This window comes from Coprobacter fastidiosus (assembly GCF_982245605.1).
The window spans coordinates 1-18,599 of the sequence record NZ_CEVCIF010000048.1 but is presented as its reverse complement, the minus strand read 5'-3'; the positions used below and the strand labels follow the sequence as shown (position 1 = coordinate 18,599).

The window sequence follows — 18,599 nt, the reverse complement described above, 5'->3', positions numbered from 1 at the left end:
TTTCTGTAAAAAAATAAGAAGTGACCTGTGTTGTTTGTTTTTCACAGGTCATTTTTTATATCTTTGAGAATGATGAGAAAAAAATATTCATATTTTATTGTGTTGTCTATGATTTTATTGAGTAGTTGCCATACAATAAACCGGACGACAACAACTCCCGATTTGTCTATATTCAAATCATTGGGAGTAGAACTTAATAGGAATGATTTTATTCCACTATACAAAGAAGCGGCTTCGTGGATAGGAACACCGTATAAATATGGTGGAAATACGCGTTTAGGGGTTGATTGTTCGGGCCTTACTTGTATTATTTATCGTACGGTTTATGGTATCTTGTTAGACCGATCATCCGAAAATATTTATAAAAATTGTGCTCATATTTCTAAAAAGCACTTGAAAGAAGGTGATTTGGTCTTTTTCTCTACAGGAAAAAAACAAAAGATAAATCACGTTGGTATTTATTTGAAAAATGGATATTTTATTCACTCTTCAACATCTAAAGGTGTTGTGATTAGTCACTTGAAAGAGTCCTATTATGCCGATAATTGGAAGGGTGGAGGAAGGATAAAAAAATAATGTCCATCTTTTTGAAGAGAGACATTATCTTTTAAATCGGTTTTCGTACTTACGTTTCGCAAGTTTATTATGTCCTTTAAATTATTTAAGTTTATAATAATTGACCAGTTCTGTTATACCATAAATAATTGCACATATACCGAACATGATCAAGATCGTATCTTGAGTTTCGAAAGGATTCAAAACGGTTATAATTCCGGCAATGAGAATTAGTATAGGGGTAATATAATAGTATAAACTTATCGGGATGTTACGTTGTATATTAACCAATGATATAATTTGAGTTATGCCTCCTAAAATGAGAAGGAATCCGAGGCAGTACATAAAAAATGCCGTGAAAAATTCAGGAATCAATGCCATACATAAACCTAATAATATACTACCGGTACTTTCTATCAAAATATAAGAAGGTAATTTCATTCCTTCTTTAGACTTGCGTATCCAATAATTGATTAATGTAACGATTCCCGGTATGATAAAAAGGATACCGATAATTATGATAATCATGTTCGGGGCAAGTCTTGGCCACTTAATCAGAACGATTCCTGTTATGATAGCAACAATACTTCTGACAATTGTATTTTTTAATTTGTACATAGCTTGAATATCTTTTATTATTCAGACAAAGATAACATAAAATTTGTTCTATATTCTGTTTGTTTTGGTCCAAAATAACAGATTTTTTAGTATTTAAAACCCTTGTTGGGAATTATAGTTTTTATAGATTGGATTTAAATGGTTACATTTGTATAGTAAATAGTATAATTTGTTTTATTTATCTATGGGTACTCGAAAACGTCTGCTGGCTATTATTAATCCGATATCAGGAACTCACTCAAAAGTGAATATTCCTGAAACTATAAAAGCGACACTGGATGACAGCGTATTTGATATTCAGATTAAATTCACTGAATATGCCGGGCATGCCACTATTTTGACGAAAGAGGCTGTAGCTGAAAAAACAGATTATGTGCTTTCTGTAGGAGGAGATGGTACGTGTAACGAAATAGCAAAGGCTCTTATCCATTCCGATACGGCTTTAGGAATTATTCCTATCGGATCGGGTAACGGTTTGGCTCGTCATTTGGGAATTCCTATCGATGTCGTCCGCGCATTAAAGATTGTCAATGAAAATAGAACTGTAGCTTTGGACTACTGCAAAGCTAATGATAAAGTATTTTTCTGTACTTGTGGTGTCGGTTTCGATGCTTGGGTAAGTATGAAGTTTGCAGAAGATAAGCACAGGGGAGGACTTACCTATTTGAGAAAAGCCGTTACTGAGTATATGAAATACAAAACCGAGACTTATCGCTTGGAAAGTAAAGACGGATCGGTTAAGGAAAAAGCATTTTTGATAGCATGTGGTAATGCTTCTCAATATGGGAATAACGCATATATCGCTCCACGTGCCAATATGCAGGATGGAAAGTTGGATGTTACGATCATACGACCCTTTACTCCTTTTGATATAGGGCCGTTAGCAGTTCAATTGTTTACTAAACTTATAGACCGGAATAGTAATATTAAAACATTCGAAACGGAGTCTATATCTATTATTCGGGAAAAACCGGGAATCATGCATATAGATGGAGAACCGATAATGATGGACGCCCGTATAGATGTGAGTTGTGTTCCGGGAGGATTAAAAGCCCTTGTTCCGGAAGAGAATAATAAAAAATCACTGATAGAGCCTATACAATCTGTTTTCTGGGATGTTGTCGATACAATAAAAACAGAACTGAATATTTAATCCCGTTATAAAAGACCTTTTAAATAGCTTTGTAATCGTTGAAATTCGATTTCAAAATTGGGTGTAAATATTTGCTTCCCTATATTTTGTTCAATTTCGTCAATGCACCAAAAACGACCGGTTTCTACTTCATCTTTATCGGGAACTATCAGTCCGTCATATGTAGTGCGGTAAGAATATACCATTTCCTTTTCTATTTCAGATTCAAAGATATATGAAAACGAAAAAGTCGGAGAGAAGTCCGTAATGCCCAGTTCTTCCCGAGTCTCACGAAACAAAGCGTCTTCAATACTCTCACCGTAATCAACGTGTCCTCCGACTGCTGTATCCCATTTTCCCGGTTGAATATCTTTGTTCATAGCTCTTTTCTGGAGGTATAAATTTCCACGTTTATTAAAAATTTGTAGATGAATTACCGGATGTAAGAGTTTACTTCCGTTATGACATTCTTTACGAGTCGCTTTCCCTATTGTATGGCCTTGTTCGTCTATTATCGGAAATAGTTCCGTAGAATTATTCTTCATTTCGTTCTGTATTATATTTTTCTACAACCTTTTGGAGTTCCTCAGTCGAAATATCCGGTGGGCAATCAGAAAAATTAATTCTGAATGTACAGCCGTTTTTCCAGTTAGAACATCCATATGCAGACTTACCTTTCAATATTTTCCCTTGTTTGCATATTGGACAAATTATTTCATTTATTTCCGATTCAAGTCTTTGATTCTTTATTTCTTTTTTTGCCGGATTCGCATTTTTGCTTTTCTTTTTCGTATCTGTTTTTTTTGCTTTATTCGTTTCTATTTTTTCCGTATCTTGAATAGTAATGCTTCTATTGACAGAGTCATTTCTGACATGGTTAACGATTTGAGTAACCATTATTTTAAGTTCATCTAAAAAATTTCGGGCATTATATTCACTACGCTCTATTTTTCTTAGTTTATTTTCCCATATACCCGTCAATTCGGCTGATTTTAGCAGTTCGTCCTGTATTGTTTGTATCAATTCTATACCGGTAGATGTCGGAATGAGATTTTTACGCTCTTTCCGGATATAATTCCGTTTAAAAAGTGTCTCTATTATTGCAGCACGAGTGGATGGCCGTCCTATGCCGTTTTCTTTCAGAGCATCGCGTAATTCATCGTCATCGACTAATTTCCCGGCAGTTTCCATTGCTCTTAGCAAGGTAGCTTCGGTATATAATTTGGGGGGCTGTGTCCATTTCTCTGTTAAAGATGGTTCGTGCGGCCCGCTTTCTCCTTTTATAAAGTCAGGCAGAACTTTTTCTTCTTCATTTTCTTTTTCCGGATCTTTATCTTTTTCGAAAACAGTCTTCCAGCCGGGTTCTATAACTTGTTTCCCTGTTGTCTTGAATTCGACATTATTGACTTTTCCCAAAACAGTTGTCGTTGCGATTTTACAATCCGGATAAAATACTGCGATAAAACGACGAGCAACTAAATCATATACCTTCCGTTCATTATCCGTAAGATTATTCGGTCGTACATTTGTCGGTATAATAGCGTGATGATCTGTTACTTTTGAATTGTCAAAAACTTTTTTAGGTTTGGGCAGTTTCCCTTTTTGTAAAGGGGTTATTAACGGTTCATAAATCGAATTAAAGGCTATGGCTTGCAGTATTCCGGGAACTTTAGGATAAATATCGTCACTTAAAAATGTGGTATCTACACGAGGATAGGTCGTTACTTTCTTTTCATATAAAGATTGTATCAATTTGAGTGTATCCTCTGCCGAAAATGCAAATTTCTTATTGCATTCTACTTGTAGAGATGTCAAATCAAAAAGTCGGGGAGGAGCTTCTTTCCCTTGTTTTTTGGAAACATCGGTTACTTCAAACGGGATTCCCAAAACTTCTTGCAAAAAAGTCTCTCCTTCTTCTACCGTCTGAAAACGGCCTTTCGTAACAGAAAAGACGGTTTCTCTATATATTGTTTTGAGTTCCCAATAGGGTTGCGACACAAAATTATCAATTTCGAGCTGACGGTTGACGATCAAAGCTAAAGTCGGAGTCTGTACACGTCCTATTGATAAAACTTGTTTATTCTGACCATATTTTAATGTATATAAACGGGTGGCATTCATTCCCAATAGCCAGTCTCCGATAGCTCTTGATAGTCCGGCTTCATATAACGTATTGAAGTCTTCTTGTTTTTTCAGATTTTCAAAGCCTTCCCGTATAGACTCTTCGGTAAGAGAGGATATCCATAGCCTATATACCGGACATTTGCAGCCGGCTTTTTGCATTACCCAACGTTGTATAAGTTCCCCTTCCTGTCCTGCATCACCGCAATTGATAACGGCCTCAGCTTTGGACATGAGAGTTTCGATAATACCGAATTGTTTCTCAATGCCTTTATCCTGAATCAGTTTTATACCGAATCGTTGAGGTATCATCGGAAGACTCCATAAAGACCACGATTTCCATTGTGGAGCGTATTCGTGAGGCTCTTTCAATGTACAAAGATGACCGAATGTCCATGTAACCTGATATCCGTTCCCTTCATAATATCCGTCATGTCTGGTTTTTGCTCCTACAATGTCGGCAATTTCTTTTGCGACACTCGGTTTCTCGGCAATACAAACTTTCATTCGTTTACTGATTCGATTTTCTTTACAAATGTAAGATTTTAATTTTAATGCAGAAAAGAGCTTTTGTCGATAATCTTATATTATATTTGTAAATCGTTTGATGAAAAATGATTATGCAAAGAATAAACTTCAAGAAATTTAATTCGGTCGGTTATTTTTGTTTAGGGGCATCAGCAGTTTATTGCCTGATATTTATCATTTATTCGTTTTATTGGTTGATTTCTCCTTATCCGAACGAATACCGGGAGTTTGCTAATATTGACATTACCCGTATGTTCCTCGAGGGAAAGAATCCGTATGATGCGGTTAATATACCTCCTTTTTTTTATGTCTATGGATTTGTCGTGCCGTTATTGACATCTTGGTTATATTCCCTTATTAGTTTTACTCATATAGATCTGTTGTTGTTTCAACGTTTTATCGCTTTATTCGGCACTATACTATGCGGTTGGATATCAGCAAAGGAGGTAAAAAATCAGACAAATTCGATTGTGTATGCCTTTCTTACATTTTCGATAACTTTGATTGTCGGATGGAGTATGGGACTTTGTGTCGCCTTACCTAATACGCTGGGAGTTTTTGTTATGTTATTGACCTTATACAAAGCTAAAAGAATAAAAACTATCACAGATATTTGCGAGGTATCATTTCTAACCATATTGTCATTTTTTATAAAGCAGTATTTTGTAATTGTCTGTGTGCCTGTATTTATATGGTTGTTATTCCGATCTAAAAAACAGGCTTTATATTATACCCTGTTTTCGATTTTTTGTTTCATTTGTGCGGCAAGTTTTATAAACTATTTATATCCTGCTTTTTTTTCGATAGCCATTGTTCATCATTTAGCTGTCGCATCACATAGTTTGTCTCATTTGATAAAACAATTGGCTATAACCGGATTGTTTTATTTTCCGTTGCTTTTGCTTTTTTTGCTGATAGAGTATAATCGGTATAAGAATATATCCGGAAAGGTTATAATATCTTTTAATTTAAGGAAAGATCGGAATAGTCCATTAATAAAATTGTCCGAAATGCCTGATATTTATGCCATATCCGTTTGTGTATATTTTATCGTTATACTTCGATTGGGAATGCATAAGGGAGCATATATGACTTATATTTACCAATTGTTTATACCGGTTTTAGCCATTTACACACTATCCCAAATTGATACATTGAAAAAAGATAAATTAAAGAATGTTGCTCTTATGGGAACTGTTCTATTTTCGTTATACCATATCGGTCTTTTTATTAATATTCCAAAAGAAATGAATGATCGGGAAAAATCTGAATGGGAAAGTCTTTATAAGATTTTAGATATAGACAAAACTAAAGGAGTACAGATCTACTCCCCGTTATTAGCAAAATATGCATGGGATAATCAACTCCCTGTTTGGAACAACGGACAAACGGAATATATTTCTACTTTACAGAATAATGGCGCTATAAGTCATATTTTCCCAGAAGCGAATAAAATAGCATTGAAGAATAGAGACTGGCAACTGCAGCTCCATCAACGAATTTCAACTTTTCAAATACCTGTCATTATTACGGACAATCTTTCGTTTTTGACCTCTTCTTTTTTAAAACAGGCTGGATATTGCATAACAGACTCCGTTTCATTGAAAGCCGGAACTACTCCAAATTACACCGTTTATCGTTGGATACCGTGTCAGGTACGAAATTGATGTTTATTTCGTTCATGAATTGCTTTAAGAAAGGTTGTTCTATGTAGAATGTATATGTGTCGAATTCTTTCGATGTTAACTTCCTTTTCATTATATTCAAACGAGGAATAAATTTTCTGGTAGATAATAAATCGAGAGTGATTCCCGGATTCAGACCTAAAAGACTTGTATATATGTCGTATGTTTTTTGTGTATTCAGTTTTTCTCTTATTAATATTTGTTCTGATGCGTATTTATGGTTGAATTCATACATTCTGGATGCAAAATTTTTAAAGTTTACAGTATCGCTTAGGTTCTTTAAATTCATAGAAAAAACGATTAGCTCTTTCTCATCCGGAGTTAATTTCACTCCGATATTCGCAAAAGAATCGATGAGGTCTGAAGATGAAATCTTTCGAGTGGCAAGAAGAGGATTCGATAGCTCTAATCTGTTGATAAATAATTTGTAGTCGGCAGCGAGAAGAGAATTTTCGTTATTTAGGGGTAGAGTTTTAAGAAATTGATAATACTCTTGCGGAATTTCTTGGTTCGGAAACTTGCGAATATGATAAGTCTCATAATCAAGCAGTATACGGGCATAGGCGTAATCTGAATTTAGTAAAGCTATTTCTGCAGTTTTGCTTGAGATATTATTTTTTTTCAACCACTCTTCCAGTTTCTCTCGTTGTTGATGATATTCTCTTGTATATTTTTCTTTGAAAAGGATAGGAGATAACGTCAATATATCTGTTGCTAACTCTTGTATATCATTATGAAATGATACACGGATATTCCTAAGCTCATAGTTCGTTTGAGCTAAGTTTCCGTAATATTTTACATAATTATCTTGTTTTTCTAGGTCTTCTATATTTCTGACAGGTGTAGTAAGACGATCCATTTCTGTCTCGACTAAGAGAGTATCTCCCGGTTCTATATAAAAATTGATATATCCTTTTGGGAAAAATAAAGTTTGTTGTACAGGGTAATATAGTTGTAATGTTGTTGTAAAGTTTCCAAGACTATCGATATTTACGGGAATTGTTCTCTGCTCTTTAGTTATTACGTTATCTAAATAAATCGATCCGTTTCCGAATCGAAGTCTTGGATGATAGCCGTTGATATGGCCTTTTAATACCGCAATATTCTTTTTTAAGATATTATTGAGTTTTACTGTATCTTGCTGTGAAATATTTTTATGAAATAATGCCGTTTGGATTGTATCTTTACCGGAAGATACAGAAGCGTCTTGTAAGTTTATATTGATGATTCGTATTGGGGAGTCTCCCGATCTTTCACATAAATCTATTGTTTTTATTTCTTTTGACAGAGCAGGGAAATCTATGCTGATATTGGCTTTTCCTTGTTCCGATACTTGAAATTTGCGATTAAAGTCAGTTCCGTCTATCTCGATAGCTTTCCACTCTTGCTTATCTGTCGGAGAGATAATATATAAGTCGGAATGAATGATCATCCATTGGCCGGGAATGTGATTGCACGTGGCATAAATACGAGTTAAATCATCTCTTATTTCTATGCTGTCTATGTTGAAAGTTGTTGTATTCCTCGCTTCAAAAGACGGTTTTCGAATAATTTTTGCTATACCGGGAACAAATTGGATAAATAAAAACAGAAGTGTAATAATGGTGATGCGCATAAAAACAATGTTAGTAATAAATAAAAGCTATTTATTACTAACAATAATATCTCATGATGGTTCATTCTAAGAGCTTGCCTAAATTTCGCTTGGGTCAGATCTGAGAGTTTCTTTTGGGAAAATAGGCCGGAAGAAAATGCGAAGATGACCTGATAATATATTCTAACTGGCTATTAGACAGATTATTTTATTTTCTCAAATTGGTATATATGAATAATGTCTTTTACATCATTCCCTTTACGGGGACTTTTTAATATATCGGTAAATTTATATTTGTCGGAATATTTACCGGCAATATGAGGATAGTCTTTTTCTCCCACCAACAAATATCCTTCTTCCGGTTGTTCTTTTTCAAATTCGACAACTCTGTTGTCATTATAAAAATTGATAATGAAGAAACGCATCATCGGAGCTCCGACATAAGAGTATATTTTCCCTTCAGGAATAAGCTCTTCTACTTGTTGTGCAAAAGGACGCATTGATTTGGCATTGAGTATTGTCGGTAAAATCGTGGCATCTAAAAGGATTTGTAACCAAAAGAACAATGCTACTACCGAATATAGATAGCGATTATTTAAAGATAATTCTCGTTTGTTCTTATATACTTGATAAAGAACTATTATTAAAATTATTACACATCCGACACTGACGAAATCCCATGAGGAATGGAATGCGTCAATGTAGTAGATTATATCTTCTGGAAAGTTACCCGAGTTTGTCAGATACGGTAATACCCATCCGGATTTAAGAACTATAAATATGATAAGTACCAGACCCGTCAAGATAGATAAGAATATGCCGAATGCTCTCCAAACTTTTTGATGTTTTTTTAGTAGGTAAAGCATATATTCTGCAAGAAAGAATGCAAGGAAAGGATAAATCGGCAATAAATATACAGACCGTTTACTTTTAGGAATACAATAGAAAACGAAAATTACCGCGAAGGCAAGAAATGTAAAAAGCCTTATGGGGTCTGTGTTTTTGACGGCAGATTTTAATTTGTTCCACCATGTCTTAACAGAAAGATTGGGGGAAGAATATTTTAGAGCAAAAAGAGAGAATAGTACTAATATCGACCAAGGAATAAAACCAGCAATAGTTGTATAAATGTAATAAATAATAGGTTGCTCATGGGATTCGTATGACATCTTGCCTAAAAATCTTCCGAAATTTTCTTCCATAACCAAATTTATAAATTCACTGCCACCTTGTTGATAAGCTAAATAATACCAAATAGCAGGTAATATGCATGATATTAAGGCTGTAATCAAAAGTTTATAGAAAAGCTTCCAGAAATTTTCGTTTCGTAGCAACAAATATGCTCCGGTAACGGCACACGGAAGAATAATTCCTACAGGCCCTTTGGTCAAGGTTGCAGCACCCATAAACAACGTTGCAATTAGAGGAATTCCTTTTAGATTTTTCTCTGTCCATTGATATAGTTGGAATAGTGCTAATATGATAAACAAGGCCAGTACCATGTCAACACGAGAAGCCATAGCTGCCCGATGAATCTCAAATGCAGACAAGAATAGCAAAGAAGTCAAAAATGCAAGGTTGTTATTCGTCCTTTTGGCATAAAATAAGAATGTAAACAATGCAATAATAATTGCTGATAAAGCTGACGGAAATCTGGAGGTAAATTCTGTCACTTCTCCTGCCAAAAATGACGTTACGGCAATTGCCCAATGGAACATGGGTGGTTTGTAAGCCATATCTCCGCCATTATTTTCGGGTAATATCCAATTTCCACTATCTAACATTGAAACAGCAACAATGGCTTCTCGGGGTTCTCCTTTTGTATGAAAATCTGTCAGACCGATAAAAGGGATAAGAGTTAAAATACTGATTGTTATTAATAGTATTCCGAGTGTCGATTTAGAGTCAAGTTTCATGTTATATATTTTTATTTAAACTCTTATTGTTTAGTTTTAAATGTAATAAACCTATTCAATATATAATTGGATATTGTATAAACTATCATTGCCGGAATTTGAGCCCAGTTTGCATTGATCTTGCAATATTCAACTAATGTTCGAAAGCATACGAATTGGATTCCGTAACAGAGTACGAAAATAAGAAAAAAATAGATTGCTTCACGGATAATATTCCCTCCGTTTTTTCGGAACACCCATAATTTGTTCCAAAAAAAACTGTTGATAAGTCCCGCTATATAAGCGATAAGATTAGATATATACTCGTTTATATCTATCCAATTATACAGTATGTAAAAAATCGCCAGAGATAATCCTGTATTTATGCATCCGACAATTGCAAATTTTATTAACTGGATAAATGTCTTATCTTTAAAAATGTTGGATTTGTATCGTTCCATGAAATTCTGCTAATTAGATTCATCATCATTTCCATGTAGAACAGGAAGTCCCCAGTGATATTTAACTGCAGCAAAACGTGTGAGTATAACACTTGCTGCGGCAATAGATTGGGTTATTTCGTCCGGCAGTTGCAAGGTATAGCACCCCCAATAAAATATTCCGCCAACAATGCAGGCTAACGCATAAATGTCTTTCCTAAAAATCAGAGGTTCTTCGTTGATGAGTATATCACGAATTATTCCACCGAAAGCACCGGTTATAGTACCCATAACTATTGCCACCCAAAACGGATATCCTACAGCTAATGATTTTTGAATACCAACAACGACAAACAGTGCCAGCCCGATAGAGTCGAAAACGAAAAATGTATTTTGCAGACGGATTAAAAATTTTCCGAAAACGATGACGGCGACAAGAGCAATACCTGTTACTGTCAGATAGATACTGTTCTGCATCCAGAAAGGGGGAAGGTTTAATAATAAATCACGTAAAGTTCCGCCTCCGATCGCTGTCACTAATCCTACGACATAGGCTCCGAACCAATCAAACTGTTTTGCGGAAGCTAAACGTATGCCGCTTATTGCAAAAGCCAATGTCCCAATGATTTCGATAATGGAAACGAATGTACTCCCCATGATTTTTGAGTTAGATCGTACAAAAATACAAAAAACGTTGGAATAATCAACTGAAATCGGAATAATAGTATCTATTTATCTGATTATAAGTTTATTACAATAAAGTCTTGGAAATGTGAAAAATGGTAATTCTGCAAAGAATCATAAGGTAATGGAATAGAACGGTTGTCTAATTATTGCCCAATAATGGAGTAAGATTTTTCTTTGTATCGTCACATTTTATAGTTCTGTAATATTTTTATGATAACGAATTTCGTAGTATGAAAATATTGGATTTTGTGAAGTTTGTTTAAGGTGTTGTTCTAAATGAACAAAAAATTGAGGGTTGAAACTCTAAAACATACTCCTAAGTCGTAATAATTCACTCGTAGAGTGCTTATTGTTGCAACTTTTTACTAATTTTACAGTTGGGTATGGATTATTTTTTTCAATACATATGATGGGACAAAAGAAAAAGCGTTATGCTTATCTTGTACTTGAAAACGTAAGAAATTTTCAATTAGACGCAAGGATAGTATATTGGCTCTCATGCATATAGCATGAGGTGCTATTGTTACACTGCATCTATGTGATCTAATAATTAAATGGTATTATATGAATACGGATAAGAAGAGTAAATAATAAGCATTGATTGAGTTATATACATCATTAAATACACTGAATATGAAAAAGTTTATATTATTTTGTGTATCAATGTTCATTGGTATCATATTATTTGTTCACAGTAATTCAGAGCATCTAACTTTCAAAGGTGTTATTGCAGAAAGATGGATATAGACAATATTCTTGTTGCTGAAATATTATGATAAAATAAACTCCTATATCGTTCGTTCGGCGCTATGGATGATTGTAATCATTGTTATAATTGAACAATATTGTAATGATTGAAGAATTAGTTGATATAATAGCTATGGTAATCGCTTTAATATTGATTCTGTGGCTTTACATTTTCCTTCCTATTAAAATGGCAAGGAAGAGGGGGCGTAGTGCGTTTGGTTGGGTTGTGCTCTTTGGGATTATTTCTCCACTCTGGGGAATAATTGTGTTACATGTTTTAGGTGATAGCAAACAGAAAATTCGAAAAGATATAATCGAAGAACTTCATCGGAATTAGTAAGTGAATTGGCATATGAATCTTTTACTTGCCATAATTGTGAGTGCTGTTGTTATTTCTGTTGTAATTATAGCAACGATCAGAAAACGACTTAAAGTTAAGTCCAACGAGTTATTAGAGCAGATAAAAGGATTAATTTCATATAGCGATAGATCTAATTATGAGCAAGCAAAAGAGAGATTATCAGCATTCAATAAAGAAACATTTATTGATATTCCCACCGACCTGAACAACGCTTTTTGTGGTAAAATAATCACTGCAACGCAGGAAAAAGATTTTATCAATCATTACAAACCACATTTTCAAGAAGCATATTCACTCGTTAAGAAACTTGAAGCTTTCAATATCACTCTATCTGAAACCATTTCCAAATTCATCAATGATTTTGGAGTCATCAATAAACTTGTAAAACAGCATAATGAGGGCGTTATTACATTTTTGCTTGACACTCATAAAGATTTTTTCGACCATTGTCTAAAATATCCATTAGACCAGCAACAAAGACGTTCAATCGTTTCAGAGGAAGATAATTGCTTGGTCGTTAGTAGTGCAGGTAGCGGGAAGACCTCTTCTATTATTGGAAAAGTCAAGTATCTAACAGATGTAAAAGGTATTGCACCTCATAGAATCTTATTAATTAGTTACACGAACAAAGCAGCAGCCGAACTTACGGAAAGAATGGCTACTGATGGTTTGAAAGGTTATACATTTCATAAATTAGCCATTGATATTATCGGAAGAGCAACAGGTATAAAACCCTCTATTTGCGACAATACTGATGCCTTATTCATAGATATTTATCACACTTTATTAGGAAATAAGGCTTTTAAGAATAGTGTAGTAGAATATTTTATTGATTACCAAACTAATGAGACGGATTGGGAAAAGCGCAAAAACGAAAGACAAGAGCAACTATCAGAACAAAAAAATGTACAGCTAAAAGCGATGTTTCCCGATATGGATGGTAGAGCCATATATGTGAGAAGTGAACAGGAGCAAAAGATATGCTTTGTTTTATCATCACTTGGAGTAAAATTTAGATATGAAGAACCATACGAACATCAATTAGCAGATGAAATGCACTCTCAATATCGTCCCGATTTTTCTATATACTTCGAGCAGAAGGGAGTAACCAAACGGATTTATTTGGAACATTTTGGAGTTGATGAACATAGTCTTGTCCCTGCTTGGTTTGCAAAAGACAAGAACATAACATACGAAGAAGCCAATCAAAAATATGATGATGGTATAACTTGGAAGAAGGCTGCTCATGAGAAATTTGGCACTCAGCTTTTAGTAACATCAAGTGCTGATTTCCATTATTCTGATATAAGGAATAAACTCAAAAAAATATTAGAGGATGTGGGTGTACCAATTCAAGAGAAAACAAATGAAGAATTGTATGGTTTGATTTTGCCCAAAGGTAGTAAGCAAGAAAAGGCGTTTATACGGCTTGTAGCTACTTTTGTAACATTGGTAAAATCAAGTTGTAAATCTGTTAAAGAAGTTCTGAAGCAAGCAAAGAATGCAGATGATGAACGAAGTGTTTTTATTATCAAAAATATATTTCAACCTGTATATGAACGTTATATAAGTGCATTAAGCGATAGTAACCAAATTGATTTTACCGATGCGATTCTTCAAGCTACAGAAATATGTCGTGCTTCACACCCTGTTGAGTATGATTATATCATTGTGGACGAGTTTCAAGATATATCGGTTGACCGTTACAATTTCTTAAAAGTATTGCGAGAGGGAAATCCGCCTGCAAAGTTGTATTGTGTGGGCGATGACTGGCAGTCCATATATCGTTTTTCGGGAAGTGATATGGCTCTTTTTAATCAATTTCCTGAATATTTTGGAGCAACAGAAATAAATAAAATTGAAACTACATATAGATTTGGAGAGCCTTTGGTTTCGTTGTCCTCTTACTTTATACAGCGCAATAAGGCCCAAATACAAAAGGATATACACTCATTCGATTCTGAAATGAAAACAGAATTGGAGTTCTATTCTTATGATAGGCGAGATTATTGCAATATGATAGGGCAACTTGTTGCTTCTATTCCATCAGATAAATCAATATTTTTATTGGGACGTTATTCCTTTGACGATTATTACCTCTCTTTTATGTATCAATCCATTAAAGAGGGCAATAGGTTCTTTTATGTGATAGGAGGACGAAAAATCGAGTTTTTGACCATACATAAATCAAAAGGTCTTGAAGCGGATTATGTAATACTCTTACAATGTAACAAAGATACATATGGTTTCCCTTCTCTTGTGAGTGATGACCCTGTGCTTAATTACGTACTCACTAAAAGCGACCAATTCCCATATGGAGAAGAGCGTAGATTGTTTTATGTAGCAATAACAAGGGCAAAGATGAAAACTCTTGTATTATATGACAAACGTTTTCCCTCTGTATTTGTGGATGAATTTTTGCGTCCTGAAAAACTTTCAGAAGAAAGTTATGTAAAACATCCCAATGCCAATAAGAGATGGACAAGAAGTGCAGACCAATTTCTATTAAAACTACATAGTGAGGGCAAGAGTGTGAAGTATATTGCAGCTAAAATGGGCAGAAGCCAAACTTCAATCGTAATGCGATTGAACAAGCTAAACCAATAGGATATTTTATTTTTTCAATGATACAGTATATGTATCGGATTATTCTATAACCTTTGTGGTATTAAAAGGTTAACAATGAAGAATTCAGAAATATGAACAGTTGCTATATCATTCCCCAATTTTTAAGCAATCTAATCAACATATTTGTTCTAAATAAGTTATCTTTCTTGCAGAAATACAAAAAAAATATTCCTTGAAAAGCTAAAACGGGAATAAGTGTCATAATTTATATTTTCCCGAAATAATTCAAATATGGAGTTTTCGTTTTAGGTAAAATGCTGTATCTTCGTTTGCTATTTTATAACTGTACGATGTATTTTAGTTTAAAGAAATATATATTGCTTTTCTTTTTCCTATTTTCTTTTTTAAGTATAGAAGCGACATCCCCTAAATACGAGATAAGAGGGGTTTGGTTGACTACTAATTGGGGCTTGGACTGGCCGAAAAAGATTATAAAAACGGAAAAAGATATAAAAAGGCAACAAGAAGAATTATGTTATTTGCTGGATCAAGTCCAAAAAATGAATATGAATGTCGTCTTTTTTCAGACTCGATTGCGGGGCGATGTTTTATATTCTTCTCGGTATGAACCATGGAGTTCTGTTCTTACGGGTATATCGGGGAAAAATCCCGGATATGATCCTCTCCGTTTTGTTGTCGAAGAATGTCATAGAAGAGGACTTCAATGTCATGCTTGGCTTGTTTGCATGCCATTGGGGACTTCCCGTCAAATAAAAAATCAAGGTAAAAGTTCTGTGGTATCAAAATATCCGGATATGTGTAAATATTGGGACAGAGAATGGTATCTTGATCCCGGAAATCCGAAGACTGCTTTATACCTTGCATCTATTGCTGGAGAGATTGTCTCGAATTATGGTGTGGATGGAATACATCTCGATTATATTCGGTATCCTGATAAAGCCGGTTTTCCTGATAGGAAGACATATCTGAAGTACGGTTCTTCCGATAAGACTTTGAATCAGTGGCGTAGAGAAAATATCAATAAAATCGTATATACGGTTTATGATTCTATAAAGAAGATTGATCCGGCAGTGAAATTAAGCAGTGCTGTCATCGGAAAATATAATACGCTTCCGGTATTTTCTTCTTTAGGGTGGAGCGGAATAGAGAGTGTTCATCAAGACCCGGTAGAATGGCTGAAACAGAATAAGCATGACTTTATTGTTCCGATGATGTATTTTTCCGAGCGTTCTTTTTATCCTTTTTTGATAGATTGGGTAAAACATTGTGCGGGACATCCGATAGTTTCCGGATTAGGAGCATATAGGCTTTGTGTGAATGATGGAGATTGGCGACTGCAAGATTTTATGCGTCAAGTTTATGACGGTCGCAGGTATGGTGCAGGGGGACAAACTTACTATCGTTTAGAAAATTTGATAAATAACGAGAAGTTTGTATATACAGCAATTTTACAAGCATATCGCTATCCGGCATTATATCCTCCGATGAATTACATGGGGAAAACATTGCCTTGTGCGCCTGATTCTTTGTGTGTAGAATATAAAACGCTATCGACTTTTCTATATTGGGATTCTGTAACAAATGTGCGGGAATATGTTTTATATGGAAGTGATCGTTATCCGGTAAATACAAATGATCCGGCAAATATTATTGCTTCAGGAATACGTGGATGCTCTTTTGAAACTTCTCTGAAAAAACGTTTTTATGCAGTGACAGCTGTAGATATGTATCATCAGGAGAGTATTCCTGTGCAAATGTCGTTTCCTGAGATTTATTATAAAGGTGCAGATAATGAAGTCGTTTTGTCGAATACATTGAAAAACTTTGATAGAATTGCTATTTTTAATATTTTTGGAAAAAAGATCTATGAAGGAAAGTTTAAAATTTCAATAAAAACAGATGGCCTATTTTCAGGCGTTTATCGAGTCGAACTATATAATAATCGAGGTAAGGAAGAAAAAATATTAATTGTCAACTGAAAAATAATATGATGTATCCATTAAAATTTGAAGTTATCCTCAAAAGTATTTTATGGGGAGGAAGTGAGATTTGTAAGTTTAAAAATTTAAGCACAAAGCTTGATGGAATCGGTGAGAGTTGGGAAATTTCTCAAGTAAAGGACAATGTCTCAGTTATTGCAAATGGAGAGTATAAAGGGAAAAATCTAACAGAACTTATGCAAGAAAAAGGAGCTGAATTACTCGGTCAGCATGTTTTGGACAGGTTTGGAGATAAATTTCCTTTATTGATTAAGTTTATCGATGCTAGGGATAATTTGTCGATTCAGGTTCATCCGAATGATAAGTTGGCTAAAGAGCGCCATAATTCATTTGGTAAAACAGAAATGTGGTATGTTATTTCTGCACAAGAAGGAGCTGGGTTGTATTCAGGTTTTTCTAAGCAAATTACTCCGGATGAATATGTCGAACGGGTAGAAAATAATACGATTATGGATGTCCTTCAATTCCATCCGGTTAAGAGTGGAGACGTATTTTTCTTGCCTGCAGGAAGAATTCATGCGATCGGGAAAGGGATATTTATTGCTGAGATACAGCAAACTTCTGATATTACATACCGGATTTATGATTATAATCGAAAAGATGCCAATGGAAAAGGGCGAGAATTGCATACGGCCTTAGCAAAAGATGCGATTGATTATAAAATGTATTCTGATCTGAAAACAGAATATACTCATCAAGAAAATGAACCGGTATTGTTGGCCAATTGTTCTTATTTTACGACGAATTTGTTGGAGATAAATAGTGAAAAGACTGTAAAGAGAGAAATTGCAGATAAGGATTCTTTTGTTATTTATATTTGTATGGAAGGAGAGGCTGTTATGGTTGATAATAACGGATGTAAGACAGAGCTCCATCGGGGAGAGACGGTTTTAGTTCCAGCATCCACAAGCTTCATAGATTTATCGACGACACAATCGGTTAAGTTGTTGGAATGTTATATTCCTCGATAATAATAGAATTCCTTATAAAAGAGATTGATTAGTATTGTAGTGGAAGATTCTTTTGTTATAATGAACAAGATCTTCCGCTATTTGTTTATTTACAAAAAATGTATGATATGAATAGGTATGTTATAATTATTTTTGTTTTGATATTAGGCTTTTCTTTGGATGCCTGCAAACATACAAAACAAAAAAGTCCTGTCGTCCAGGAGTCGTCTGTATCTGAAGATTCTGTAAAGTATATTTATGAGGGTATTTTGCCTGCAGCCGATGCTGCCGGAATACGTTACACGTTGACGATTTCAGCTCCTCAAAATAGCGGAGACGGTACATTTGTCCTACAACAAGCTTATTTAGGAACAGGGGAAAAAGATACAATATTTACAACTACGGGAAGACGTTATACCCATAGGGGAGACGCAAATGATATAAACGCAACAGTCTGGCAATTGAAATCTGATAATGGAAATGAGATATTCAATTTCTTGTATGAGAATGACTCGACTTTGATATTATTAAATGAGAATTTTGAAAAAAGTGATTCTGAATTAAATTATTCTCTTCGCTTAGTTAAATAGTAAAAAGCCAGTTCGAAAAAGGACTGGCTTTTTTATTGTCTCCCTCTAATTCGGGATATTCAGTAAATGTCCCTAAAAAGTAAGATGGCATATAAAGTCGATAGAGT

At 34.6% G+C, this 18,599-nt stretch carries 14 protein-coding genes; 7 read left to right on the top strand and 7 right to left on the bottom strand.

Annotated features, from left to right (window positions below):
- Positions 1-69 precede the first annotated feature (69 nt).
- Positions 70-576, top strand: a complete 507-nt coding sequence (locus AC0UMU_RS11430; protein ID WP_270214192.1) for a C40 family peptidase — start codon at positions 70-72, stop codon at positions 574-576.
- An 81-nt stretch (positions 577-657) separates the two neighbouring features.
- On the opposite strand, the gene AC0UMU_RS11425 is transcribed toward AC0UMU_RS11430, so the two are convergent.
- On the bottom strand, positions 658-1,173 hold the full coding sequence (locus AC0UMU_RS11425; RefSeq protein WP_195596216.1) for an HdeD family acid-resistance protein: 516 nt from the start codon (positions 1,171-1,173) through the stop codon (positions 658-660).
- Positions 1,174-1,357: 184 nt separating this feature from the next.
- On the opposite strand from AC0UMU_RS11425, the gene AC0UMU_RS11420 reads away from it, so the two are divergent.
- Complete coding sequence (locus tag AC0UMU_RS11420) at positions 1,358-2,326, top strand: diacylglycerol/lipid kinase family protein (RefSeq protein ID WP_195596214.1); 969 nt, start codon at positions 1,358-1,360, stop codon at positions 2,324-2,326.
- 5 nt (positions 2,327-2,331) lie between these two features.
- Here the strand turns inward: AC0UMU_RS11420 and AC0UMU_RS11415 are convergent, their stop codons facing one another.
- On the bottom strand, positions 2,332-2,850 hold the full coding sequence (locus tag AC0UMU_RS11415) for an NUDIX hydrolase (protein WP_195596213.1): 519 nt from the start codon (positions 2,848-2,850) through the stop codon (positions 2,332-2,334).
- On the bottom strand, positions 2,840-4,933 hold the full coding sequence (locus AC0UMU_RS11410; RefSeq protein ID WP_278714912.1) for a DNA topoisomerase 3: 2,094 nt from the start codon (positions 4,931-4,933) through the stop codon (positions 2,840-2,842). The genes AC0UMU_RS11415 and AC0UMU_RS11410 overlap by 11 nt, the downstream gene beginning before the upstream one ends.
- A 113-nt stretch (positions 4,934-5,046) precedes the next feature.
- Between AC0UMU_RS11410 and AC0UMU_RS11405 the strand changes: the two genes are divergently transcribed.
- Complete coding sequence (locus tag AC0UMU_RS11405; RefSeq protein ID WP_278714909.1) at positions 5,047-6,621, top strand: hypothetical protein; 1,575 nt, start codon at positions 5,047-5,049, stop codon at positions 6,619-6,621.
- Here the strand turns inward: AC0UMU_RS11405 and AC0UMU_RS11400 are convergent.
- The 4 genes from AC0UMU_RS11400 to AC0UMU_RS11385 all read right to left on the bottom strand — a co-directional run bounded on the left by AC0UMU_RS11400 (position 6,569) and on the right by AC0UMU_RS11385 (position 11,225).
- On the bottom strand, positions 6,569-8,254 hold the full coding sequence (locus tag AC0UMU_RS11400; protein WP_278714907.1) for a hypothetical protein: 1,686 nt from the start codon (positions 8,252-8,254) through the stop codon (positions 6,569-6,571). The genes AC0UMU_RS11405 and AC0UMU_RS11400 overlap by 53 nt on opposite strands.
- A gap of 182 nt (positions 8,255-8,436) precedes the next feature.
- Positions 8,437-10,149 (bottom strand): ArnT family glycosyltransferase, encoded by a 1,713-nt coding sequence (locus tag AC0UMU_RS11395; protein WP_022391178.1) that lies wholly within the window; start codon positions 10,147-10,149, stop codon positions 8,437-8,439.
- A gap of 23 nt (positions 10,150-10,172) precedes the next feature.
- Complete coding sequence (locus tag AC0UMU_RS11390; protein WP_022391179.1) at positions 10,173-10,589, bottom strand: GtrA family protein; 417 nt, start codon at positions 10,587-10,589, stop codon at positions 10,173-10,175.
- A gap of 9 nt (positions 10,590-10,598) precedes the next feature.
- On the bottom strand, positions 10,599-11,225 hold the full coding sequence (locus AC0UMU_RS11385) for a trimeric intracellular cation channel family protein (RefSeq protein ID WP_122304267.1): 627 nt from the start codon (positions 11,223-11,225) through the stop codon (positions 10,599-10,601).
- A gap of 1,129 nt (positions 11,226-12,354) precedes the next feature.
- Here AC0UMU_RS11385 and AC0UMU_RS11380 point away from each other — a divergent pair.
- The 4 genes from AC0UMU_RS11380 (at position 12,355) to AC0UMU_RS11365 (ending at position 18,492) form a co-directional block, all read left to right on the top strand.
- A complete protein-coding gene (locus AC0UMU_RS11380) occupies positions 12,355-14,970 on the top strand; it encodes a UvrD-helicase domain-containing protein (protein ID WP_278714904.1) in 2,616 nt (871 codons plus the stop codon).
- 311 nt (positions 14,971-15,281) lie between these two features.
- The gene (locus AC0UMU_RS11375; RefSeq protein WP_195596199.1) at positions 15,282-16,931 is read left to right on the top strand and encodes a family 10 glycosylhydrolase; all 1,650 of its coding nucleotides are present in this window, start codon (positions 15,282-15,284) and stop codon (positions 16,929-16,931) included.
- 8 nt (positions 16,932-16,939) lie between these two features.
- Positions 16,940-17,923, top strand: coding sequence for a type I phosphomannose isomerase catalytic subunit (locus AC0UMU_RS11370; RefSeq protein ID WP_288639962.1), 984 nt, complete (start codon positions 16,940-16,942; stop codon positions 17,921-17,923).
- A gap of 107 nt (positions 17,924-18,030) precedes the next feature.
- Positions 18,031-18,492, top strand: a complete 462-nt coding sequence (locus AC0UMU_RS11365; protein WP_169721143.1) for a copper resistance protein NlpE — start codon at positions 18,031-18,033, stop codon at positions 18,490-18,492.
- The last annotated feature ends 107 nt before the right edge of the window (positions 18,493-18,599 follow it).